Consider the following 26318-nt stretch of genomic DNA (forward strand, 5'->3'; position numbering starts at 1 on the left):
TCACCGCACCTGTTTCCGCATTGTCCGCATGCCGGCAGGAAATGAAAACCGCGCACTGTCTCGCGCCGCGCTCCCCCTCATTCATTCTCGGGCTCATGCCCGCCATCAAGCAGGCGCTCTGCTTAAATGCAAGCCCGTCATTTAGGGCTGGTCACTTCATGCTCCCTATGCTCCACTCGCACCCATGGCTCCTTCTCCTTCTCTTGGCAAAGTCATCCTGAGCACCCTGGCCCTTTCAGTCAGCTGGATTCAACCGCTGCGCGCGCAGACTGGGGCAGGGGACCCCGCCGCACTCCTCACCGCCGTCGAAAAGGCAGACACCGACCGCGTCCGCCAGCTCCTCCTCAGCTCCGCCAAGCCGGACGTGCGCAATGCCAGCGGCGAGACGCCCCTCATGCTCGCCGCCAAGGCCGGCAGCTTTGAAATCTGCCGCGCCCTCCTCTGGGCCGGGGCCGATGCCAATCTCACCGACAAGTCCGGCAAAAAAGCGCGCGACCTTTTGAAGAAAGACGCCGCCGGATTCTCCGCCGTCAATCTCCTCCTGCGCTGCTATTCCTTCGTGCAGGAGCACCCCGAAGCCCCCGCAAAAATCACACGCCCCGGCCTCGTCATGATCAGCGACTGCTTCATCGATCACGACCACAAGGACATCAAGCCCCGCTACTGGACCAACACCGCCGAAGCCACCGGCAAGCCCGGCCTCGACGACGACCGCAACGGCTTCATCGACGACATCTACGGCTGGAACGCCGCCGCAGACGAGCCCCTCCGCGCCCCCCTCATGGCCAACATGGCAGACGGCTCCAGCGCCACCCTCCTGCGCAAATTCGTCACCCTCTACAATCGCAGCGAAGTCGAGTCCTACGACACCGGCAGCACCGAATGGAAAGGCCTGAAACTCGACGACCTCCGCAAAGGCTATGAGAACCCCCTCGTGCGCCAGCTCGGCCTCGACACCCTGATGGACGAAGGCGTGGACATCGACGACCTCACCTTCACCAACATGCTCGTCAGCGCCTCCCACGGCACCCACGTCGCAGGCATCGTCCTCAAAGCCAGCAACAGCACCGCCCAGGTCCACGGCATGATCCACGGCCGCTTTCAGACCCCCAAGGAAGCCGTCACAGACCTCATCGCCCTCGCGCACCGCCTCGCCCCCCGCACCGTCACCTACGAGCAGTTCGTCATGCAGCTCCGCAAGACCCTCCTCTCAGACGCCTTGAAGCACGGCGCACGCCGCAGCGCCTACCTCCGCAGCACCGGCGCCGGCGTCGCAAACCTCAGCTGGATGCAGTCGCGCAAATGGTTCACCGGCGTCGCCTCAGACATCAAGGACATCTACCAGGAGCACGGCATGGACCCCGACTCCATCGAAAACTACACCTGCCCCATCGGGCTCGACCTCTGCGGAGACCTCGGCCTGGAGCTCCTCGTCAATGCCGCCGCCGAGCTCGCCCTCATGATCCATCAAAACCCCGATGTCCTCTTCGTCCTCGCCGCCGGAAATGACAGCGAAGACAACGACGCCGGCTACCCGTCCCCCGCCTACCTCTCCCGCTTCTTCCCCAACGTCATCACCGTCGCCTCCGTGAGTGCAGAGAACAAGCTCTCCGACTTCTCCAATTACGGCACCGCCAGCGTCCAGGTCGCCGCCCCCGGAGAAAAAATCCTCTCCTTCCTCCTCGCAGACCAGGCCGGCTTCATGTCCGGCACCTCCATGGCCGCGCCCGCCGTCGCCGGGCTCGCCGCACGCATCCGCACCGAGCACCCGCAGCTCACCGCCGTGGATGTGCGCCTCATCCTCGAGCGCTCCGTCACCGCGCTCGAGTCCCTGCAGGAAGCGGTCGCCACCAGTGGCGTCGTCAATCCGCAGGCCGCACTCGCCCTCGCCGCGCAGTGGCAGCCCGGCTCCCGTGCCGACCTCACCCTCGCCGCCCTCACCCCGCCACGTCAGGCCGCCGAAGAAAAAAGCGACGAAGCCCCCCCGGAGCCCGAGACCCCCGACCACACCGACGACGAAGCCCTCACCACCACCCCCGCAGACAAAGGCGCGCGCATCAGCGCCATCGGCGGCTTCGCCACTCAGTGGCGCATCATTACCTCCACCGGCACCGGCTTCACCCAGCAGGCCGCCCACCCCGTCGGCAAGCTCCCGCTCGACTGGATCAAGCAGAAGTGGCAGGACGGCTGGGAGATCACCAGCCTCGGCGGCGAAAACGAAAAATGGCGCGTCGTCATGTCCGCCACCGGCCGCACAGCACGCGAGCAAAAGCTCCTCGGCCTCGACTTCGACCCCTCCTCCATCGACCAGCTCCGCAGCATCGGCTACCACATCACCAGCCACGCCGGCTTCAGCACCTCCTGGGTCTTCGTCCTCACCGCCGGCACCGGCTGGAAGGACCAGCGCTACCACCTCCCCGGCCCCTGGAATGAAGAGCGCAGCCGGTGGATCTCCCAAAACATGAAAGCCGGCTACCGCATCACCAGCCTCGCCGGAGACGAGTACAGCAAAGACCGCAGCCAGGACACCTGGTCCGTCATCATGACCCAGGGCACCGCGTATGGAGAGCAGGTCCTCACCGGCCCCGGCCCCTGGCCGCAGGAGTGGATCACCGAGCACGAAAAGAAAGGCTACCGCATCACCCACTGCACCGGGTACGACAGCCACTGGGTCGTCGTCATGACACAAAATACCAGCCTGGACAGGCAAACCCCCAGCCCCGGCACCGCCTGGGACGACGCCTGGGTGCAGGAGCAGTGGCGCGGGAAAAACTGAGAGCGCTCACGCCGCGCACGACCCGCGCCAGCAGCAAGCCGCTTCATAGCACGATCCAGTGGCATCTGGTCTAAAGCTTGCCATGCCGCCATTCGTTGCAATACGCCTTCGACGCCAAACACGGCCGACCTGCAGTCCAGACATCCAGGCTGCTCGTGCACAAGCCTGCTCACACCCGTTTCCCATAGATCGTGGTATCTCAGCCGGGAGCGCCGTGCCGCAGGATGTGGGCGGCAGCCCCGCTGAATGAGCTTGGTGCATGCGCAATCTGCGCCTCACGGCTTCGGCAGCGCCGCCAGGATCTCCGTCATGACGGCGACCTCCGCTTTTGTCCAGTCCAGCTTCGCCACGTAGTCGGCTTTGCCGTAGTCCGCATTCAGCGCGATGAGCTTTTGGTACGCAGCCACCGCCGCAGGTTTGTCTCCTGTGGACCAGTGGCCCACGGCCACGCCTGCCATCGCATCCTCATTTTTTTCACCCAGCAGTTTGTGGGCTGTCTGCCAGTAGCTCAGGGCCTTGGCGTGGAGCCCCACGTTGAAGGCCGCCCAGCCGCATTGCCGCGCCACTCCGCCATCCTGCGGCAGGAGGCCGGTGGCATGGTCAAAGGCTTTTTCAGCATCGGCAAGGTTTCCCGCCTTGCCCAGCGCGGTGCCCAGCTGGCGCAGCACGCCGGTCACGTAGGTGAGAGGGTAGGCGTACGTGCCTTGTTCCTGGGCAAATTTCACGGCGTAGGCAAAGGCCGCCGCCGCTTTGGCAGGCTGTTCGCGACCTTGCAGAATGCCTCCGAGGAAGCGATGACCCTCGGGATTTTTCGGGAATTCAGCGATGAGCTGATTCGCAACAGCCTCCGCTTCAGCCGGTGTGCCCGCCTTGGTGCAGGCGGAGTCAATCTTGCCCAGCACATCCACCACATAGTCGGAGTAGGAAGGCCCGCCTCGGATCGCAGCCTTCACCGCCAGAACGAACTCCGCCATCTGCGCGGCGTGCAGCCCGCGCTTTTCCAGGACCTGGCCCATGAAGTAATGCCCCTCCGGTTTGGCGGGAAATGCCGCCACATGCCTCTTCGCCGCAGCCTCTGCCTCCACCAGATTGTCAGCGCCGGTGTGCAGCCAGGCGTAGCACTCGCGGTAGAGGATGGGGGCGAGCTCGAAAAGGCCACCGCTTTTGGGCAGCGTCTCCGCCGCCTGTCGCAGCAGCGGGGCGGCTTCGGCGTATTTTTTCTCGCGGTAGAGCGCGGAGCCCAGCGCAGCCACCTGCTCCGGCACGAGCGGGCCTGCTTTCATCGCGGCTTGCAGAAGGGCTGCGGCCCTGGGCTGCAGGCTGTCCTCCCCATAGCGCGCCAGAAGGCCCGCATACTTCGTCTGGAGTCCTGCGGGCAGCTGCTCAAAGGGGAATCTCACGTCCGCCACCAGGTTCCTGACCAGGCTCTGCTCGAAAGCGTCCGTGCTGCCATTCACGATCTCTTCAAACGCGCCCCCGCTGCCCAGGTACTCGGAGACGAGCGGAAAGATGGAGTCCATGACTGCGGCGCTCTCGCTCCAGCCCTCCTGCCGCGCGATGCGGCGCGAAATCCAGATCTGCGATCTCAGCGCACGCTTTCCCAGCGGCTCCTTGGCAGACACATGCGGGCGCACACCTTCCTTGATAAGCAGCAGCGCCTGGTAATGGCGTGTAAAATCGCCAATCAGGCTTTCCGCAAAGGCGAGGCGGCGCTCCAGCATCTCCGCGCCGGGTTTCTCGTCCGGCCGTGCCAGCCACTCCAGCAGCGGCTCTGCACGGAAATAGCGGCTGGACGCCCGCCGGTCCGGCTGCAGCACAGCCTCCTTCAGCAGCGGCTCATACCAGGAGCGCAGCGTGGCCACGTCCAGTTTCGGGAAGGGCTGGGTGTTTAGCACCTTGTCCAGTGCGTGATAGACCTGCTCCTCTCCCGTCGCGAGCAGACCGCCCGTTTTCGCCGAAGCGTAAGGACCGGAGGGAAGGGGCAGCTTCCACACTTCAGCACTGCGCTGCAGCTCCTCATAGCGCAGCCGCCTGTCACGCAGGTCTTCGGGGGCGGCGTAGTTGAAAGGAGTTCTTTCATCCGCATCCAGCAGCGTCTGGTACTCCACCAGCAACTCCATCGCCTGCGCCAGCACCTCGGGACTGCGGTCACCTTCATCCACACGCAGAAAGAGGGCCATGGCATCTGTGCGCTCAGCCCACAGCGCCTGCAGTTCGCGGATCAGGCGCTCCGCAGGCGCAGGTGCGGCGCGCCGTGCCTCCTGGAAGATTTCACGCATGTTCTGCATGCGCTCCTGGTCCACCGCCCAGCGCAGCTCCGCCGTGTGGTCCTCCCAATGCTGCATGGCCGACTCCTCCACCGCTTTTTGCAGAATCATCACCGCCCGGCCCTCCGCGGCATTTTCCGCGAGCTTTGCCGCCGGCGTCTCCAGCAGCGGGCGCAGCTGCGGCTGGCCGGTGAGTTTTCCCAGCAGCGCATGCACGGCGGTGCTCTCACCCGGCTGTGCGGGCTTCAAAAGCTCTTCGACCCTCTGGAAAGCCGCGGCGGTGTCACGCAGCGGGGCTATGATGCCGAAGTCGTTCACGTAAAGGCCCGCGACAGCCTCGGCGGCGGTGGCCAGCGCTTCAGCAGCGGCAGAGAAGTCCTTTGCCAGCACTGCGTCCCATCCCAGCAGGCGCACCAGTTGCTCGTAGCCGGGATTCATTTCCAGCGACACATGCGGCAGCACATCCGTGAGCGGATCTCCCGTCTCCAGACTCCGAAACACCATGCCGCCGGGCTCCCGCTGGATGAACCAGGGGCGCTCCGGGTCCAGCGCCGCGCTGTGCAGTGCCTCCGCGCCGGGCACCGCCTTGGCGCTGTCACCTGCCGGCCAGTCGGACTCGTAAAGCATCACACCTTTCTCCACGTCCCAGATGCGCAGCTGCCCGTGCTCGCTGAAGCTCAGCAGGCGGTTCGGGCGCTTCGGGTCCGTCGCCATCCATGAGACGCCGGGGTGCTGGAAAGCCGGGCCGCTGCGCTCTCCCGTGGTGCTGTCCCAGCACTGGATGCTGCCATTCCCCAGCGTGATGAGCCAGCGCCCGCTGTGGTCAAAACCCGTCCACGAGCAGCCGTCATGCGGCAGCTTGGAGCGCAGCACCGCACCCGTCCGCGCATCGTAGAGCGAGGCACCGTCGTTATAAAGGCCGCTCAGGGAGGCTGAGCTCCCCAGGAGACCGGAGGCGGTGCGCAGCGCCAGCAGACGTCCGTCGTTGGAAAAATTGGCCACATACATTCCGCCATAGGTGGTGATGTCGAGCGGCACCTTTTTGCCGTCCAGCTCCAGGTAGGGCTTCCGGCGGCTGCCATCACGCCTGCCCCACACTTTTGTTTTGCCATCCGGAGCGGTGGCAAAGAGCTCGTCCTGCCCCTCGGTGTTCGAGTCGCTCTGAAACGGCCCCGGCGGCACAGGCTCGGTGTTTCCGGCCTGGGCAGGCTTCCGGGCCGCCACAGCCACCGTGGGCCATGGCGCGTCCGTGCGCGTCCACACCCGCGCAAATCCCAGAGCCGTTCCCGTGGCGAAAAGATGGCCGTGCAGCGCATCCTGCGCGGTCACCGCGCTCTCGTGCCTGAAGTTTTCGCAGAGGCGCAGCCCCGTCGCCGCCGTCTTGAAAAGCACGCGCTGATCTCCCGCCGGCACGATGTCCTTGTTCAGCGGCAGCGGCTCGTCGGCACTCAGCCACTGCAGTGGCTTCGCGTGCGCCTCGTCATCCTTCGCAAAAGAAAACGGGTGCAGGGCTCCCGCTGGCAGCGGCGTGACATGGGTTTCATCGATGCCCTTGTGCACCAGCGTGAGGTGCGCCTTCGTGCCAGCGGCATTCACCCGCATGTCCACCACCTCACGGCGCCCCACCTCCAGCGGCCTCGTCAGCAGCTGGCTCGTCCGCCAGTCCCACACCTGCAGGCTTGCTTTGCCCATCACGCTGTAGGCATCCAGCGCCCGCGCAGTCACCAGGCGCTTTTCATCCGGCAGCAGGCGCATGCGGCGCACCATGTGAGGCCCGGCAAACTCACGCAGCAGCACCGGCCAGCTCTTGCGCCCCAGCAGAGTCAGGATGCAGAAGGCGGAGGAGGAGTTGTGCGGATCCAGCCTCAACGACTTCGCGTAATGCGCCAGCGCCTTGTCCCCCACGCCCTGCCGCATCCAGTCCGTGGCCGTCGTAAACTCAGACCTGCCCGCATTCTGCCGCACTGTCAGCTCGCTGCGCTCCGCCTTCCCCCGCATCTGCCACGCCACCACGCCCGCCACCGCCGCCGCCAGTGCCAGCAGGGCAAAGCCCGCCGCCAGCCGCATCAGCACACGCCCGCGCCGCCGCGCCGCCGCCAGCGCACGCACCTGGTCGCGCTGTGTCAGCACGCCAAACGGCACGCCAAGGCCCCCTGCCACGATCTTCAGCACCGCCTCGTTCAGCCGCTTCTCATATTCCACCACCGCCTCCCGCACCTCGCGGCTGCCCAGCGCGGGCTGCCGTTTTTTCAGCTCACGGCCGTAGAGCGCCGCGCTCGTCCAGCCCTGCTCCGGCCTCCCTTGCGGCCGCACATCCGCCGCGATCGGCTCCACCCGCACGCTCCAGTCCACGCTGCCATCCTCCCGCGCCGCCCCGTAGCGCAGCGGCTCCGGCAGGCACTCCAGGCCGGACTTTCCCGCATCATCCGTCACATTCGGCTCACCGTCGATCATCAGCGCCAGCACGCGGCTGGACCGCCCCAGCTCCTTGAAGTAGCGGATCTCCTCCGCCACATAGCGCGACTGTACCGCCCGTGGCGAGCACAGCACCACCAGCAGATCGCTCCGCTCCAGCGCCAGCTTGATGTTGTTGCTCAGGTCCGCATCCGCCGGCAGCTCCGCCTCATCCCGAAAAACCGGGTACAGCGAGGCCGGCACCTGGCCCCCGCGCAGATTCGCCGTGCCCACCAGCTCCGGCGGCACCACGTAGCCCTCCAGCGTGTCGTGCAGCCAGTTTGCCCACTGGCGGCCCGACTCCTTGTTGTCCGCATGCCGGTAGGAGATGAAGACCGCGTAATGTCGCTGGCCTGCCTCATTGTGGGAGGTGGATGAAGCACTCATCAATGGTTCAATTAAATAAAGTCTGGGCTTCGGCAGGCGGAGAGCTAACCTGGCATCCCGGCAGCTACTATTGAGATTTCTTGAAAATGGCAAGACTTTATCCGTTCCCAATGCTTGACGCAGGCATGCAAAACGCGCTGAAATGCGCAGGCACTGCACCTCACCCCTGATCGTCTCTCCGCCATTCAAATATGAGCATGATGAAAAAGCACGACGTCTTTATCAGCTACCGCAGCAGCGACCGCGACTGCGCAGACAACTTCCGCACCGTCCTTGAGGCCAATGGCCTGCGCTGCTGGATCGACCAGGAAGGCATCGCCCTCGCCTCACGCTGGGACGACTCCATCTCCCAGGCCATCTGCAACAGCCTCCTCATGTGCATCCTCATCAGCGACAACACCGTGCTCAAGCCCGACGAGCAGCGGCGCGAGCTCCTCGTCGCAGACAAATACAAAGTCCCCGTCGTCCCCCTCTACGTCGCCGCGCCGGACACCTGCCGCGTCTTCGAGTTCCTCCTCGCCACCACCCAGCACTTCGACGCCAGCACCCCGCCGCTCATCGAAAAGCTCGAAAGCGCCGCCGTGCAGATCCGCCAGCTCATCGGCGAGCTCAAGCTCCGCCAGCTCAAGTCCGAAGCCCAGCAGCCCGCCGCCGCAGCCAAGCCCCGGCCCGTACCCGCACAGGCACCCGCTCCTGTGCCTGCACCCGCGCCCGCATCTCCATCCGCACCCGCCCAGCCACCGCTCGCCGCAGACAAATCCTCCGTCGCCATCCTCTACCGCCGCAACGTCGTCGAAGACGAGCGCCTCCTCGGCCTCATCTACGAGCGCCTCCAGCAGCGCGGCCACCGCGTCTTTGTGGACAAAAATCTCGAAGTCGGCTCAGACTGGCGCCGCGTCATCCGCGAGAAAGTCGAGACCGCAGACATCGTCATCCCGCTCCTCTCCATGTTCTCCATCGGCAGTGAAATGCTCGAAGAGGAGATCGAGATCGCCCAGCGCCGGCAGAACACCCCGCCCGGCGGCACCCCGCGCATCCTCCCCGTGCGCGTCGCCTATGAGGGAGAGCTCCCCCCCGGCATGGCCCACGCCCTCCAGCACCTCCAGTACCAGCTCTGGCACGGCCCCGAGGACGATGAGGCCCTCCTCCAGTCCATCACCGAAGCCGTCGAGCGCCCCCAGCCCCCGCCCGCCACCCAGGCCCAGCAGCGGGAAAACCCCGTCGGCGCCGTCCCCCTCACCTCGCCCTTCTACGTCGTGCGCAATTCAGACGCCGTCTTTGAGGCCGGCATCGACCACTGCGACAGCATCGTCCTCGTCAAAGGCGCGCGCCAGATGGGCAAGACCTCCCTCATCGCCCGCGGCCTCCAGCGCGCCCGCAAAAACGGCAGCCGCGTCGTCATCATCGACTTCCAGACCCTCAACGAGAGCGACTTCGCCACCCTCGACACCTTCTACCGCGCCCTCGCCTACCAGCTTGCCGAGCAGCTCGACATCGACGCCACCTACGACGAGCCCGGCTCCGAAGGCCGCGCGCCCAATGTGCGCTTCGAGCGCTTCGTCAAGCGCCGCATCATCGGCGACGCCCAGACCCCCATCGTCTGGGCCCTCGATGAGGTGGACCGCCTCTTCCCCTGCGGCTTCAGCACCGAAGTCTTCGGCCTCTTCCGCTCCTGGCACAATGCCCGCCAGCTCAATCCCGCCAGCGTCTGGAGCCAGCTCTCCCTCGTGATCGGCTTCGCCACCGAGGCCACCCTCTTCATCAAAGACGTCAATCAGTCCCCCTTCAATGTCGGCACCCGCGTCACCCTGGCGGATTTCACCTTTGAGGAAGTCAAAGACCTCAATGCCCGCTACGGCCACCCCCTGGCCAATGACGAGCAGATCCGCCGCCTCATGGAGGCCGTCGGCGGCCAGCCCTTCCTCGTGCGCCGCAGCCTCTACGCCCTCACCATCGAGCGCACCGAGAGCGACCCCAACGCCGAATTCGAAAAACTCATCGCCAATGCCAGCCGCGACAGCGGCGTCTTCGGCGACCACCTCCGCCGCTTCTTCATCGCCCTCCATCGCGACCCCGAGCTCGAAGCCGCCGTGCGCGGCTTCATCAAGCAGGGCAGGGAGCTCGACCCCGACTCCTTCCTCCGCCTCCGCAGCGCCGGCCTCATCGTCGGAGAGATCCGCCAGGAGGCCCAGGTACGCTGCGGCATCTACCGCCGCTACCTCGAAGACCACCTCGTCTAGCCACCGCACCACCTCAGCAGCAGCCGCCCAGCGGGGCAGGGGGACCCCGCACGCACCTTCCACACCCGCACACCCATGAGCACAGAGCCCGGCAAGCAGCCCGCCACCGCACGCTACTACTGGACCGGCGGCACCATGCCCCCCATGAACCGCTCCTACATCGAGCGGCGCGCCGACCAGGAGCTCTTTGACGCCATCAAGGCCGGAGACTTCTGCTACGTCCTCACCTCCCGGCAGATGGGCAAGTCCTCCCTCGTCTCCCGCGCCGCCGGCAGCCTCCGCAGCGAAGGCTTCCGCTTCGGCTTCATCGACCTCTCCGGCCTCGGCAAAAACCTCACCGCCCATCAGTGGTTCGACGGCATGCTCGAGCGCCTCGGCGACGACTTCGGCATCGAGGACGAGATCGACGACTTCCGCGCCGCCAATGCCAATCTCGGCCCCCAGCAGATGTGGCAGGAAGTCATCCGCCGCGTCCTCCTCGCGGAGATCACCGGCCGCATCGTCATCGTCATCGACGAGATCGACTACGTCCGCAGCATCACCGCCTTCTCCACAGACGAGCTCTTCACCGGCATCCGCGAGCTTTACAACCGCCGCAGCCGCGACCCCGAGCTCGAGCGCCTCAGCTTCTGCCTCATGGGCGTCGCCAGTCCCGCCGACCTCATCGAAAACAAGGACATCACCCCCTTCAACATCGGCCACCGCATCGAGCTGCGCGACTTCACCCAGCAGGAGTCCCTCGCCCTCGCAGACGGCCTCACCCGCCTCCCCCCGGACGCCGCGCGGGACATCGTCTCCCGCGTCTATCACTGGACCGGCGGCCAGCCCTACCTCACGCAAAAGATCTGCGCCATGGCCGCCGCAGACGAGGCCGCCACCCTCCCCGCGCACGTGGACAGCATCGTCCACGAAAACTTCCTCTCCCAGCGCGCCCGCGAGACCGACGACAACCTCACCGCCATCCGCGACCGCATCGACAAAGAGCGCACCCTCCAGCCCGAGTTCACCCAGAAGCTCCTCGGCGTTTACCGCCGCGTCCTCAAAGGCTCCCGCGTGGAGGACAGCGAAGTCCTGCCCGAAATCTCCGCCCTCAAGCTCACCGGCCTCGTGCGCGGAGAGAAAGGCTGGCTCATCGTCAAGAACCCCATCTACCGGGAAAACTTCAACACCCGCTGGATCTCCGACCGCATGCCCAAGGACTGGGCCCGCATGGCCGCCCTCTGGGGCCGCGCCGCCGCCGTCCTCCTCCTCATCGTCTGCCCCGCCGTCGCCATCTGGGCGCTCATGCAGCGCAGCAAGGCGGACCTCGCCCGGCAGAACGCCGAAATCATTCTCCAGCAGACCGTCCTGGAAAAAGAAGCCGCGGACAAAAGCCGGGCCGAGGCCCTCGCCGCCAGCGAGCGCGCCAAGTCGGAGGCCACCGCCGCCACCCAGCAGGCAGCCGTGGCCACCGATGCCGAAAAAAAAGCCAGGTCGGAAATCGCCATCGCCAAGGATCAGCAGCAGAAAGCTGCCGCCGCCATGGGCCAGCTCTACAAGGCCCAGACCATCAATTTCTGGTCTGAAGGCAGGCGCACCGTCGAGGCGATGTTCTTCCGCCGCGCCATGGAGGACATGGCCGCCATCCCCCAAAGCGCCAAGGATGAGGTCAATGCCGCCGCCGCCGAGCTTCTGCCTGACGAAGCGGCAGCAAGCGACGAGGCCAAAGCCGCGCCCGCACTCGCTCCGGCTGCCCGCGCCGCCACCTCTCAGGTGGAGCCCGCCGGCGCCTTCAGGCTGTCCAAGGAGACGCCCGTCACCAGCATCATCCCCTGGTGGCACCAGCCCGGCTTTCTCGTCGTTCAGCAGGATGAGGACGACAAAAGACTCAGCCAGCTTTTCGCCTGGGACCTCGCCAGTCAGCCCAAGCCGGAGGCAGTGGCCAAGCCCTCCCTCGCTTTCCCCCTGAGCTTTGCGAGTGTCCGGACTGATGATGAGACTAGCAGGCTGGTCCGCGCACTCGACGCCAGCAAGGACGGCCGCCGCCTCCTGGTGGTGGATGGCCTCGGCCTCCTCCATGTCTGGGAGCTTCAGCCCAGCGTCACCTCCCTGGTCATCAAGACCAGGCGCAAGTTTGCCTCCGCAGCCCTGCTTCCGGACGGCAAAAAAATCATCGCAGCCATCGAGGATGGTCCGGTCATCTCCATCGAGCTCGCCACCGGAGTCGAGTCCGAGCCCATCCTGCCCCCGCTCGGCGAATGGACCGCCCTCTCCCTCAGCCCCACCGGAGACCGCTTTCTCGCCGGCCTCGCAGACGGCACCGTCGTTGTCGCCGGCACCGGGCCGGAGAAAGCCCCCCCAGTGCAGTGGAAGCATGAAGGCCGGATCACCGCCCTCTCCTTCCTGCCAGACGGCAGGACCTGCGTCGTCGCCTCCACCCATGAGTATGGCCGGGCCCCCGAGACCGCAGCCGTCGAGCTGCGGGATGTCAGCACCGGCAAGCCCGCCGGGGCCTTCATGCTTTTGAAGGAAGGCGTGGAGTCCCTCTCCGTTTCTCCAGACGGCAAACGCATCGCCCTCGGCGGGCGGCTTGGAAATGCCTATCTGCTCGATGCCGCCACTCTTGGCGAAATCCGCAAGCTCAGCATTGGCTACTCCATCGATGAAAAAGACATCGACTGGGGCAGCCGCATCCATGTCAGCTACAGCAAAGATGGTGCTTCCCTGGTGGCCTGCACCTGGTCCGGCAGCATCGGCGTCTGGTCGGCAGATGGCACAGATGTGCTCTCAGACCGGGGCAGCCTCTCATTTGCCCGCGGCCCCGTCCTCACCCTGCCCAGCGGAACCATCGCCAATGCCGGCATGGTGGATCTCGGTGAAACCGAGCGCGGGGATGTGGCCCTCTTTGAGCTGGACCCCATCGGGCGCGAACTTCGGTACCTGACCACCGATCCTGAATCCAAAAAAGACTCCGAAGCCAGCCCCATCCCCCAGCTCACGAGCCAGGGCTTCACCGCCGCGGGCTTCTGTCCCCCGCACGGCATCATGGCTCTGTCCGTGTCCGCCAGAAGATTGTATGGATCTTACAGTTCCCTGCCTCTCACCCATGTCGCAGTCGGCTACGCCAGAAGCTTCAAAGAAATGAGTGCCTGGGTGGGAGATGCCGAGTTTGCCCAGGGCCCCGGCCCCCGCCGTGCGCTGCTCCTCACGGCCGCCAGCTTCAACAAGCCCAAAGCCCAGACAGGCAAGGCGGCAGCCTCCAAAAAAGGCCGCAGTCAGGGCGAAGATACCGACCAGTCCCGCACCGAATCCGATGGCAGAATCTTCAATGAAGCCCCCTGCTGCCTCGCCTTGTCCTGCGATGGAAAATCACTCGCCGCAGGCTTCCCCAGTGGCGACGTCGCCCTCCTCGACATCACCCTCCCAGACCCCTCCATTCCCGACACCGCAGGCACTGCCGGGTCCGTTTTCCGCTGGCGCAAGTCATTCTCGAAAAGCGCCATCAAGACCCTCTCCTTTGCCAGCCATGGCCTCCTGCTCATCGCAGGCGACGACAAAAAATACATCACCTACAAATCTGCCGATGGAGAGGTGGAGTCCAGCGACGACTTCTCCGGCCCTGTGGTCATGGCACCGGATGACCTCACCCACCTCGTCACCAAGGACGGCGGCAATGACGGCATCTTCCTCCAGATCGCGCACGGCACCTACTCCATCGAACGCGCCAATTCTTTTCGCTCCTCCTTCCCGCCCGTCACCTTCGCCTTTTCACCCGAGGGCAGCTGGTATGCCGCCGGTCTGAAAAACGGCTCCATCCGCCTTGGCAGGGACGGCGAGGTCTTCGAGACCATCCCCGCCTTTTCAGAAAAGCCCGCGCAGGCAGAGGCCGTGGCCTTTTCACCCGACGGCCGCTGCCTCGTCGCCGCAGATCAGCACGGCTGGCTCCGCCTCTGGAAGTTCTTCCCCAAACCCACCCCCATCATCCGCGCCGGCGAATCCCTCGAAGACGCCAAGTCCCGCTGGTCCGTGGACGTCTCAGACGCGCTCTCCGTCGTCGGCGTGGCCCGGGAGGACAGGTCCTGGCGCGACATGCATGCCGACGCAGACGCCGCCCGGGACATCGCCGACTCCTGGCACATCTTTGCCCAGGTCACCGAGTGGTACCGAGGAGGGGGCGCGCACGTCCGCCGCGAGGACATCGACGCGCTCCTCGCCCGCGCCAGCAACACACACGGCAAGCTCGAAAAATGCGGCATGGACTGTCAGCACATGCAGCACCTGGAAAAGTTCAAGACACTGCTGGACTGGAAACCCGCCGCCACCGAGGCCGACCAGGCCAGGATAGACGAAATCGAAACTCTGCCCGCTCCTCTGCGCTGGCTCCTGCTCAGCACCCGCCTCAAGTCCATGGAGCTCACCCAGCCCCAGTCCCGCGAAGTCTGGCAGGACTATGCCGGACTCATCGAGCAGCGCCTGAAGATGCACAACATAGGCGGCATCAAGCGCGAGGCGCTCTCCTCCGAATGGCAGGGCGTCTTCGACGAAGGCGTGGCCTCGGTGAAAAAAGCCGTCGCAAACGGAGCCCTCAGCATCCGCAAAGGCCAGCTTTTCTACGAGAGTCCGCAGATGTCCGAGATCAAGGCCCGCCTGGACAAAATGCAGAAGCAGTCCTCAAGCCTGTCTGCACTCTATGAAAAGATCACCGAAAAAAAGGGCACGGGCGTCACCCCGCAGGACCGCACCTCTTATCTCAAAGCCTATGACGAGGCGGTGAAGTCCGGCTACCCGCCCGACTACATCAGCACCGCCAGGGCCTACATCCAGGCCAGAGCCCTCAAGGAATATGACCGCGCCACCGCCTACCTCAGGCTCACCTCCACCCTCGCCGAGGAGGCTGACCACAAGGCCTTTGCGGAGCTCTCCTGGTCCTACCTCCACGAAGAGCTTGGCCGCCCCGTCGAAGCCCTCGACCACGTCCGCAAGGCCACCCTCATCCCCGCCCGCGAGGACGAGGCCTGGACACGCCGCTTCAAGCTGGAGGACAAAGCCGCCGACCTCTCCGGAGACAAGGCAGACCTCCTGCGCTGTGCCGCCGAAATCGAAAAAGCCGCCGGCAGCAAAAAATTCGAGGAGCCCTGGCGCACCCTCTTCCTCAAAGTGGCCAAGCACATGAACGACGTCGGCCGTGCCAAAGAAACCCGGGCCTTTGCCGAGCAGGTCTTCAAGGACCAGCCAGACAGCCTCCCGCTCTACAAAGCCTTCTGGGACGGCACCAGCAGCCCCGATGAAGAATACCGCCTCTGGTCGCTCAGCGTGCTCAACCAGGGGATCGAGGCCGCCCTCAAGAAGGTCAAGCCCGACAGCGAAAAGGAGGACAAGGACATCCTCTTCCACCTCGTCTCCCGCCGTGCCGCGCATTACCGCCAGCAGAACGAGACCCTCGAAGCCGCGGCAGGCTACAAGGACGCCTATGAGCATGCCGTTGACGAAGGAAACAAAGGCTGGGTCCTCACCGAACTCGGGGACAACCTCCGCCGCCTCGGCTTGTACACCGACAGCGAAAAATGCTTCGTCGAAGGACTCCCCAACGACACATCCACCTGGGCCCAGGACGCCCACGCAGAACTTCTGGAAGACATGGGGCTCTTCCCCGAAGCCATCGCCATCCGCAAGCAGCTCTTTGAACGCGCAGAGCCCGACTCCGACAGCATCGCCGGCATCACTCACGCCAGCGCCTACGCCGGTGCGCTGCGCCTGGCTGGCAGGCTCGCGGAGGCCAAAGCCGTGCTGCAGCGCGCCCTCGCTCCAGACTCGGGCCTCACCCTGAGCAAGCGCCAGTCCTGCCTTCACCAGCTCGCATTGATCCTCAAGCGGGAGATCCTGAGCCCCGGCACCGCTCCCGCCCAGATCCCCGCGCTCGAAGCCGAAATGAAGAAAACCATCGACGAAACCGAGGCGCTGACCGCCCGCATGCCGGAAGCAGAGCGCCCGGCAAACATCTGGCTTCCCTGGCTTCTGGGAGACCTCAAAGAAACAGCCCGCAGGATTCAGGAAAGCGCCGCCAAGGACAAAAAGCCCAGCTCCACCACCCCCTACAACAAAGCCATCCTCGCCGCCCTTCAGGGAGACAACGAGGAGGCCCTCGCCCAGTGCGTCGTCTCATTGTCCTTCCACTTGTATCCCGACGCAGCGCTCTTTGATCCCCCCTACAGCCAGGCCCTGGCCGCGCTGCCAGCCATGAAGGAGCTCGTCGCCATCTCCGCCGTGAAAAACTTCGGCGACCTGCCCCTGCGCGAAGAGCGCCTCGCCGCCTGGATGGAGGCCCTCCCCCTCACCAAGCCCGAAAACCGCAAGACCGCATCAGACATCGCCAAAGCTCTCCGCCAGCGCGCCGCAGACATGCGCAAAGCCCCCCTCTCCCTGCCGGAATTCACCAAGGACAAACCTGCGGACACCGCCCGGAAATAGCACGTCCCACACTTGACGCAGGCACAGATGCTGCGCTGAAGTAGGCGCTGAGCCGATTCATCATTCTGCCCCATGGAGCAGCCCCCCGCACACCCTCACCGCCCCGCGTGGTACCAGCCCCTCTGCACCGCCCTCGGCCTGCAGCCGGGAGCCACGGCGGCGCAGGTGCTGGAAAAGGCGGACGCCGTCGCCAGCACCCTCGCGCCCAATACCCGCAGGCTCTGGCGCTGGATCCTCGCGCTGGAGGGCGTCGCCGTCGTCCTCCCGCTCCTCTGGCTCCTCGTCCTCCGCCTCGGCTGGCACCCCGGCTACACCGCCGCCGCCGTGCTCACCTGCACCCTCGCCATCGTCGGCGTCTGCTGGTGGCTGCGCTGGCGCGGCATGCAGCACACCTGGACGCGCGCCCGCCTCCTGGCCGAGATCGCACGCTCCGCCGCCGCCACCGGCTGGCTGCCCGGCCGCGTCACCGTCGAGGCCCTCTCCACCGTCCCAAAGCTCCAGGTCATCGCCGCCGGCCTGCCCCAGGACTCTGCCCCCGAGAGCACGCCTGACCTCGATTCCCTCCGCCAGCGCTACCTCACAGAGCGCATCCTCAACCAGCGAGACCACTACCAGGAAAAGCGCAGCGCCGCCATCCACGAGCGCAAAAACCTCAGCCGCTGGGTCACCCGCACCCTCGACGGCGCCCTCTTCCTCGCCGTCGCCGGCGCCGCGCTCGTCATCAGCGGCCGCGCAGACTACCTCCTCCGCGTCTCCGGCTCCGACTACGTCATGGGCCTCGCAGGCACCACCCTCCCGCTCGTCGCCATTTTGATGCAGTCCCTCAGCTCCTTCCTCGAGCTCAACCGCCGCACCGGGCGCTACGCCCTGCAGATCGACTTCCTCGAAGCCGCCGCCGCCCGCCTCCAGCACGCCGCCACCCTCCCCGACGCCATGGCCATCGTCCACCAGGTCGAGACCGTCCTCCTCGGCGAAGTCGTCGAATGGTTTTACCAGGCCGAGCACTCCGAGTTCTTCTACCGCAGCAAAAACCTCGACGAGGCCGCCACCATCCGCGCCACCGTCGAGCAGGCGCGCCACACCTGGCACCACCGCCTCCTCGGCGGCCTCACCGCCAGCCTCAGCTTCATCCTCTCCGTCATCCTCGGCCGCCTCGTCGTCGTCGCCGTCGCCATCGTCCTCACCTCCGCCTGGATCGCCTGGCACGTGCCCAAAGACTACGTCGCCACCAGCGCCATCCACCGGCGGGATGGCCGCCTCCTCTCCAGCGCCACCGCAGACGGCTGGGACCCCCGGCCAGAGCGCACCGCCCACGGCCTCATCCTCATCGCCCACGGCCTGCATGACGGCGCCAACCGCAAGGAAGACAAAAGCCGCTGGATGGAGCGCATGCAAAACACCCTGGAGAGAAGCAAAGACCTCGCCCTGCAAGTCCCCGAAATCTGCCTCGTGGACTGGCACGAAGCCGCCCAGGACCCCTCCCTCCAGCACAATTTCCTCAACGACCTCGCCGCCATCCGCTCCATGGGCGAGGAGATCGGCAAGATCGTCGGCTGCAAGCTCGCCATGCAGATCAAATCCGGTAAAGTCCGCGCCGACCAGCCCATGCACTTCATCGGCCACAGCGCCGGCGGTTTCGTCGTCATGGCCGCAGCACGCACCCTCGACATCCTCGGCATCAGGCCCGCCAACCTCCGCCTCACCATCCTCGACACCCCGCTCCCCGACGTCAAAGAGCAGGGGGACCTCAGCAGCGTCATTCAGTACCACCCCCTCGACTACTACTGCACCTCCGCCTTTGCCCAGGGCGTCCCTCCCGAAGGCTGGCACCCCCGCTTCAGCCGCTTCCAGATCGAGCTCAAGGAAGACATGGACGCCTACCTCGACGCCCACTCCTACGCCCACGAGTGGTACATCGAAAGCATCACCAACCACGACAAGCGCGGCTTCTCCCGCAGCCCCTTCATGACCCGGCCCTGAGCCCTCGCCGCAGAATAGGGACTGCGGTCGCGAAGGGAGGCACGAACGCAGCTGCCGCTTTCCGCCGTGCCGGACGAACGGCGGGAACCCGATAAATTCCGCAGGCGGCAGCCGATGATCTTTCGCTCACAGCCTGGGCATGCGCACGCCACGAGACTTATACCACGCACAGTTGAAAACGGGTCTTATGGATGTAAGCCAGCATCCCATGCGGCCAGCCAGCGCTCTGGCGGAGAGGGATCGTCCCGATCCCTCACGCTCCCGCATCGCCCTGCATACTCGTGCCTCCGCAAAGCCGAGCCTCCCTCATCATCCACCGCTCTCGCACATCCGCGAACACGCTGCAGGTGGGGGGATCAAGATGATCCCCCTCCGTCTCTGCGGCGAAGCCTCTGGCGGAGAGGGATCGTCCCGATCCCTCACGCTCCCGCATCGCCCTGCATTCTCGTGCCTCCGCAAAGCCGGGCCTCCCTCATCATCCAGCGCTCTCGCACATCCGCGAACACGCTGCAGGTGGGGGGATCAAGATGATCCCCCTCCGTCTCTGCGGCGAAGCCTCTGGCGGAGAGGGATCGTCCCGATCCCTCACGCTCCCGCATCGCCCTGCATTCTCGTGCCTCCGCAAAGCCGAGCCTCCCTCATCATCCAGCGCTCTCGCACATCCGCGAACACGCTGCAGGTGGGGGGATCAAGATGATCCCCCTCCGTCTCTGCGGCCAGCCAGCGCTCTGGCGGAGAGGGATCGTCCCGATCCCTCACGCTCACGCATCGCCCTGCATTCTCGTGCCTTCGCAAAGCCGAGCCTCCCTCATCATCCAGCGCTCTCGCACATCCGCGAACACGCTGCAGGTGGGGGGATCAAGATGATCCCCCTCCGTCTCTGCGGCGAAGCCTCTGGCGGAGAGGGATCGTCCCGATCCCTCACGCTCACGCATCGCCCTGCATTCTCGTGCCTCCGCAAAGCCGAGCCTCCCTCATCATCCAGCGCTCTCGCACATCCGCGAACACGCTGCAGGTGGGGGGATCAAGATGATCCCCCTCCGTCGCTGCGGCGAAGCCTCTGGCGGAGAGGGATCGTCCCGATCCCTCACGCTCACGCATCGCCCTGCATTCTCGTGCCTCCGCAAAGCCGGGCCTCCCTCATCATCCAGCGCTCTCGCACATCCGCGAACACGCTGCAGGTGGGGGGATCAAGATGATCCCCCTCCGTCTCTGCGGCGAAGCCTCTGGCGGAGAGGGATCGTCCCGATCCCTCACGCTCACGCATCGCCCTGCATTCTCGTGCCTTCGCAAAGCCGAGCCTCCCTCATCATCCAGCGCTCTCGCACATCCGCGAACACGCTGCAGGTGGGGGGATCAAGATGATCCCCCTCCGTCAGCTCGTGCCTCCACCTTCAGACCCGTTTTTAACAGATCGTGGTATTACAAAAGCGGCAGCTCCACACGTCCCTCGTTGCTCAGCCGCATGGATTCGCTGTGCTCACCCATTCTCCAGATCCACCTCGGTCGAGCGCGGTACTCGCTGCTGCATCGGCGGTGGCGGCTGTCGCTCTGCACGGTCCCCACCGTTGTTTTGCCGCTCTGCACGGTCTCCTCCATGGTTCTGGCGGTCCCCGCGCTCACCCCGGTCCCCGTTATTATACGACTGCCTGTCACCGCGATCCCCGCGCGACTGCTGCTGCTGCGGTGGCCGGTAGCCTCCGCTGCCTCCGCCACCACCTCCATAGGAGGGGTTTGGCTGACCGCCGTTGTTGTTCATCACCGGCGTCATCGCCGTGCTGCGCCACGTGCCCGACTCCTTCAGCAGGATGTCCTCCACGCGGTCAATGAATTTCCTCCGTGCCGTCGGCAGGTCCAGCTCCGCGTACACCCCCGTCTGAAATTCCATCCACGACATCTCCTGCCGCAGCGCCTGCGCCGTGTCCCGGTAGTTGATCCACGCCTCCGGCAGGTGCAGCATCTTCAGCAGCGCCGTCCCCAGCGCCAGCATCACCGAAGCCGAAGCCGTGATCCAGTTCTGCGTCGGCGGCATCATCGTCACCATCACCGGCATCGAAGACGAGATCACCACCACGCTCGTCTGCAGCACATGGTAGCGCCGCTTCTGCGCCGCCGCCTTCGCCTCAAACCATTGCAGCTGGTCTTCGTAACGCTTCTTCAGGAAATTCGAAAACACCTCTTCTTCCATGGCAGTAAAGCCCCATGATGAATCCCAATGCCCCGTCTGGCCAGACCTTTTTCAGAAGAACCACCCGCCCTGGGCCAGCCCGCGCCCCCGGGGGGCAGGGGAGGCAGCAGCCCCGCAGCCCCCCATCCCTCCCGGCACCCGGCCGCCAATATGAACCTTTTACTTATCGGTGTTTCCCCGCAGTCCGGGTAATCTGGTGGCGAAATCAAACGCGCAGCCGTCATCCACCCCGCACCCGCCCACACGCCATGACATCGCCACTGCCCTCCTTCACCTTCGATGAAAGCGCACCCGTGCCCGCCAGGCGCGTCACGCACCCGGAAGACACCGTCAGCGCCATCATCTACGCCTCCGTCGTCATCCTCCTCGTCGGCCGCGTCCTCCTTCAGGTCCTGGGCTGATTTCTCCCCCCTCACCGTCAGCACACACAGGGCGGGGGAGACCTCTCCCCCTCTGTGAATCAGCTGTTCAGGTCTGCCCGCGGCCGCAAAACCGCGCGGCCCCCCGCTCTCTCTCCATAGCCCCCGTCATGGCAGCCCAGTGGCTGCGCGCAAAAAAAGCATGACCGCAGGGCTCAGCTCCGGGCCACACTGGGAACCTTCATCCATTTCCCCCAGCGACGGCGTCTGTCTCTGGCCCGCAGCCCCCCATCTGTCTCAAACCCATCCTTCCCATGGGGGGGCAAATCGACTCAGCGCAAGACCCACCCCGCGCGCACCGTAACCCAACGGTCCCCCCATTGAAGAATCCCCTGATGCCCCCACTCACCCAGCGGCATGACCTCCGCGTCATCCTGCCCCTCCTCTGCGCCCTCCTCGCCCTGCTGCCCGCGTCCATCCCGCACGCCCAAACCCCCGCGCCAGCCAAAGCGCCCGCCGCAGCCGCGACACCCGCCAAAGCGCCCGCTCCCGCAACAGCCAGCGCCCCCGCAGCCCCAGCGCCCGCCAGCACCGCAGCCGCCCCGGCCAAAACCGCAGCCCCAGCGCCCAAGCCCGCGCCCCTACCAGCATCTACCACACCCTCACAGGCCTCTGCCCGGCCCGCTGCCACCACTCCCGCTCCTCAGCCGGCCGCAAAACCCACCACCAAGCCCACCGTCGCCGCCGCGCTCACCGTTCAGGACGAAGTCCGCCGCACCTTCAAAGACAAGATCACCCCCTTCATCAGAAACTACTGCTGGGAGTGCCACGGCGACCGCCGCATGAAAGGCGGCGTCAACTTCGCCCCCGCCCTCAAAAACCCCGCCGACCCCGCCTTCACCCGCCGCTGGAAAATGGGCCTCGCCACCGTCAACGCGCACGACATGCCCCCGGACGACGCCGACAAGCAGCCCACCGACGCCGAGCGCGAGGAGTTTATGAGCTGGGTCAGCCGCCTCAAATACCTCAGCCCCCAGGACCCCGGCGCCTTCGTCATCCGCCGCCTCACCAAGACCGAATACGGCAACACCCTGCACGACCTCCTTGGCGTCTCCCCGGACATCGTCAAAGAGCTCCCCGACGACGTCCCCGGCGAAGGCTACCTCAACACGCTCTCACCGTTGCAAATGGAGCAGTACCTCGGCATCGCCAATGAGGCCCTCCGCCTCGGCCTCCCCCCGCGCCGCGGCCCAGCCACCCTCACGCAGGTGGAGGTCCGGCAGCGCCTCTTCGACCTCCCGTCCGCACCCACCATCGACTCCACGCCCGCAGACTACCGCGCAGCCGCCCGGCAGGTCGCGCAAAAAATCGCCCGGCAGGCCTACCGCCGGCCCGCTACCGCGCAGGAGGTGGATGTCCTCATGCAGGTCTACGACCTCGCCACGAAAAACCAGCTCCCCTATGACGATGCCCTCAAGCTCATGCTCAAGGCCGCCCTCGTCTCCCCCCAGTTCCTCTACATCACCCCCGCCAGCACCGGCGTTACCTCTGCCCCGGTGGCCGTCACCATCCCAGGGCAGGGGACCACGCCCTCACCCACGCCTCCACCCGCCCCCGAGATCGTCCCGCTAGACGACTGGATGCTCGCCTCCCGCCTCTCCTACCTCCTCTGGGCCACCATGCCCGATGAAGAACTCTCCACCCTCGCCGACCAGGGCAAACTCCACGACCCCGCCGTCCTCAAGACCCAGGTCGCCCGCATGCTCAAAGACGACCGCTCCCGCGCCCTCTTCGACGGCTTCGGCGCCCAGTGGCTCGGCCTCGCCGATCTCGCCAGCAAGACCTTCGACACCACCAAATTCCCCCAGATGACCCCCGAGCTCCGTCAGGCCATGTATGACGAAGCCCGCCTCTTCTTCACCAGCATCATCCGCGACAACGCCCCCGTCTCCACCTTCATCACCGCAGATTACACCTACCTCAACGAATCCCTCGCCGCCCTCTACACGCATGGCATCAAGCCTGAGCAAGCCCCCCGGCTCGGGTTTCTCGAGCGCGCCATTGGCCATCCAAAGAATCCCAAAGAAAACGACCCCGCTCCCAGCTCCGCGCCTGCCGTCTCACCGCCTGATCTGACACCGGCCGCTCGCGCGCCAGCCACCGAAATCACCGGCTCCAAACTCCGCCGCGTCAAACTCCCCGACCCCAATCGCGGCGGCATCCTCGGCATGCCCGGCATCCTCGCCGTCACCTCCTTCCCCAATCGCACCAGCCCGGTGAAGCGCGGCGTCTGGGTGCTCGAGCAGATCCTCGGCCAGCACGTCCCGCCCGCCCCGCCGAACGTCCCGACCCTGGAGAAGCAGGACAAAAACAAAATCGCCAGCATGACCCTCCGCCAGCGCACCGAGCTCCACCGCACCAACGCCGTCTGCGCCAACTGCCACAAGATCCTCGACCCCATCGGTTTCGGCCTGGAAAACTTCGACGCCATCGGCCGCTGGCGCGCCCAGGACGACACCGGCGGCCCCATCGACGCCGCAGGCGAGCTCCCCGGCGGCAAACGCTTCACCACCCCCGCCGAGCTGAAAGCCATCATCGCCCAGCGCAAAGACGACCTCACCCGCAACCTCGCCGAAAAGTTCCTCGCCTACGCCCTCTGCCGCCAGCTCGAAGGCCACGACGAAATCGTCATCGACGGCCTCATGCGCGGCATCTCCCAAGACAACCACCGCATGCAGACCCTCATCACCTCTGTCGTGACCAGCTACCCCTTCCTCAACCGCCGCGTCGTCGAGACCCTCAGCGCCCCCGCCGCCAAGCCCGCGCCAACAACAAAGCCCGCGCCCGCTGCCAAGCCCGCGCCCGCTGCCAAGCCCGCGCCAGCCACGAAACCCGCGCCCGCTAAAAAGTAGCCCAGTTGCGCCGCAACTGGAGCCCGGGAAAGCCGCCAAAAAGTAGCCCAGTTGCGCCGCAACTGGTTCCGGCAAAGTAGCCTTGTTGCTGTGCAACAAGTGCCACCTCCGCCATCCCCCCAAACACCGCACACCCAGCCCCATTTGGACTGCGGTCGCGGAGTGAGGCACGAACGCAGCTACCGCTTTCCGCCGTCGATCACAGCTCTCGCACGCCCAGCCCCAACCGGACGCGGCAGCCGGTGATCCTTCGCCAGCTCCTCACCCCACGCCCATCACACCGCCCTCGAAAGCGGCAGCTTCACTCGTCCCTCGTTGCGCAGCCGCACTCCAAAAAATCCCTCGCTCCAACCCGCCCGCCAAAAAGCAGCCCAGTTGCGCCGCAACTGGTTCCGGCAAAGCAGCCTTGTTGCTGTGCAACAAGGGCCACCTCCGCCATCCCCCCAAACACCGCACACCCAGCCCCATTTGGACTGCGGTCGCGGAGTGAGGAACGAACGCAGCTACCGCTTTCCGCCGTCGATCACAGCTCTCGCACGCCCAGCCCCAACCGGACGTGGCAGCCGGTGATCCTTCGCCAGCTCCTCACCCCACGCCCATCACACCGCCCTCGAAAGCGGCAGCTCCACTCGTTCCTCGTTGCGCAGCCGCACTCCAAAAAAATCCCTCGCTCCAACCCGCCGCCAAAAAGCAGCCCAGTTGCACCGCAACTGGTTCCGGCAAAGCAGCCTTGTTGCTGTGCAACAACGGCCACCTCCGCCATCCCCCAAAACACCGCACACCCAGCCCCATATGGACTGCGGTCGCGGAGTGAGGCACGAACGCAGCTACCGCTTTTCGCCGTGCCGGACGAAGGGCGGGAACCCGATAAATTCCGCAGGCGGCAGCCGATGATCTTTCGCTCACAGCCTGGGTATGCGCACGCCACGAGACTCACGAAAGCGGCAGCTCCACTCGTTCCTCGTTGCGCAGCCGCACTCCAAAAAAATCCCTCGCTCCACCCCGCCCGCTAAAAAGCAGCCCAGTTGCGCCGCAACTGGTTCCGGCAAAGCAGCCTTGTTGCTGTGCAACAACGGCCACCTCCGCCATCCCCCAAAACACCGCACACCCAGCCCCATATGGACTGCGGTCGCGGAGTGAGGCACGAACGCAGCTACCGCTTTCCGCCTTCATCCATCACGAGTGCAAACGGCCGTTCATCCGTGGCCCTTTTTCACCTGCGCCGGGGGCTAGCCCCCGGCCGCTGGTTTGGCAGGAGCCGCTGCGACCACCACAGGTGCAGCCGGTGCCGGTGCCACCGCCGGTGCAGCAGGCGCCAGCCAGTCTGCCAGGCGCTTTTTCACAGCCTCCGTCGTCTGCTCCTGAGTCACGGCCTTGCCGCCGCCGGAGCCCGGGAAAAACACCGTCATCAGATCCTTCACAGAATTTCCCCTGGTGGCAGCCGCCTTTTCACCGGCAGGGCTGCTGTCTGTGTGGATGCCCAGCGCCAGAGCCGCGCCAAAGCTGATTTCTCCGATCTTCGTGCTCGGCCCCACATCATACACCTGCACGGGCACCTGCTTGTCCTTCCAGTTCAGCAGCGCAAAGTCCCCCGTGCGGATGCCAAACTCATGCGTCAGCCCCGGCGGAATCACGACCCCTAAAAACTTGCGCGAGTCGCAGGACTTCCCGTTCGCATCCGTCAGCGAGGTGTTGGGCAGCCAGTAGGGATCGACCGCCTTGCTCCCCCCGGGGCCGTCCGTGTCGATGTCCGCGTCCGTGACCGTCACCACCGCAGCGTTTCCGCCTCCCGTTTTGGGAAAGTAGGAAATGCCATCTTTGCTCAGCCCCTGGTAGGTTGTCTGGCTTCTTTTGGCCTTGCTCCACGGGATGGTCCCCGTCAGGTCTGCGCTGATCGCCGGTTTCGTCACCGTCGCCAGCCACGCCCCGCCATCAGGCCGGTAAAAGAAAATATTCGTCGCGATCGCCACACCATTTGCGTCGATGAACGTCAGCCTCGAATAGCACACCGGGCAGTTTCCCTGGCTGAGCACCTCCGCCATTTCCAGCCGCTGGGCCGCCTCCTCCGCGCTCTTAAACTCGTGATACTCCACCGGCTTCACCACCGTCCCTGCCGGACGCTTGAAGTATTCGACCTCATGAAAATACTCGGTCTTGCCCTCTGCGGTGCTCGTCAGGTTTGAAATGGAGACAATGACACCGTTGTTGGCTTCGATGCTCACCTGCAGATGTTCGATCAGGTCATCTAATGTGGCGGCCTTGAATTTGGTGATGAGGTTGTCAGGCATGTTTTAGGAGGGCTGAGTGT

Annotated in this window: 9 protein-coding genes; 6 read left to right on the forward strand and 3 right to left on the reverse strand. The window is 65.5% G+C overall.

The window, feature by feature from the left end:
• The first annotated feature begins 184 nt into the window (after window positions 1–184).
• Complete coding sequence (locus ACZ5WW_RS01050; protein WP_377170289.1) at window positions 185–2776, forward strand: S8 family serine peptidase; 2592 nt, start codon at window positions 185–187, stop codon at window positions 2774–2776.
• 275 nt (window positions 2777–3051) lie between these two features.
• Here ACZ5WW_RS01050 and ACZ5WW_RS01055 read toward each other — a convergent pair whose 3' ends face one another.
• Window positions 3052–7884, reverse strand: coding sequence for a TIR domain-containing protein (locus ACZ5WW_RS01055; protein WP_377170287.1), 4833 nt, complete (start codon window positions 7882–7884; stop codon window positions 3052–3054).
• Window positions 7885–8081: 197 nt separating this feature from the next.
• On the opposite strand from ACZ5WW_RS01055, the gene ACZ5WW_RS01060 reads away from it, so the two are divergent.
• The 3 genes from ACZ5WW_RS01060 to ACZ5WW_RS01070 all read left to right on the forward strand — a co-directional run bounded on the left by ACZ5WW_RS01060 (window position 8082) and on the right by ACZ5WW_RS01070 (window position 18551).
• Complete coding sequence (locus ACZ5WW_RS01060; RefSeq protein ID WP_377170284.1) at window positions 8082–10124, forward strand: AAA-like domain-containing protein; 2043 nt, start codon at window positions 8082–8084, stop codon at window positions 10122–10124.
• A gap of 75 nt (window positions 10125–10199) precedes the next feature.
• Window positions 10200–16571 carry an AAA-like domain-containing protein gene (locus ACZ5WW_RS01065; RefSeq protein ID WP_377170282.1) on the forward strand — a complete coding sequence of 2124 codons (6372 nt, stop codon included), beginning with the start codon at window positions 10200–10202 and terminating at the stop codon, window positions 16569–16571.
• A 72-nt stretch (window positions 16572–16643) separates the two neighbouring features.
• Window positions 16644–18551 (forward strand): hypothetical protein, encoded by a 1908-nt coding sequence (locus ACZ5WW_RS01070; RefSeq protein WP_377170280.1) that lies wholly within the window; start codon window positions 16644–16646, stop codon window positions 18549–18551.
• 1480 nt (window positions 18552–20031) lie between these two features.
• On the opposite strand, the gene ACZ5WW_RS01075 is transcribed toward ACZ5WW_RS01070, so the two are convergent.
• Window positions 20032–20739: a DUF4231 domain-containing protein gene (locus ACZ5WW_RS01075; protein ID WP_377170278.1), complete on the reverse strand. Its 708-nt coding sequence runs from the start codon at window positions 20737–20739 to the stop codon at window positions 20032–20034.
• A 248-nt stretch (window positions 20740–20987) separates the two neighbouring features.
• Between ACZ5WW_RS01075 and ACZ5WW_RS01080 the strand changes: the two genes are divergently transcribed.
• Window positions 20988–21140, forward strand: coding sequence for a hypothetical protein (locus ACZ5WW_RS01080; protein WP_377170276.1), 153 nt, complete (start codon window positions 20988–20990; stop codon window positions 21138–21140).
• A 353-nt stretch (window positions 21141–21493) separates the two neighbouring features.
• Entirely contained in the window at window positions 21494–24010 is a 2517-nt protein-coding gene (locus ACZ5WW_RS01085) for a DUF1592 domain-containing protein (protein WP_377170274.1), read from the forward strand.
• Window positions 24011–25239: 1229 nt separating this feature from the next.
• Here ACZ5WW_RS01085 and ACZ5WW_RS01090 read toward each other — a convergent pair.
• On the reverse strand, window positions 25240–26298 hold the full coding sequence (locus tag ACZ5WW_RS01090; protein ID WP_377170271.1) for a hypothetical protein: 1059 nt from the start codon (window positions 26296–26298) through the stop codon (window positions 25240–25242).
• Between the last annotated feature and the right edge of the window lie 20 nt (window positions 26299–26318).

Source organism: Prosthecobacter fluviatilis, from assembly GCF_055388355.1.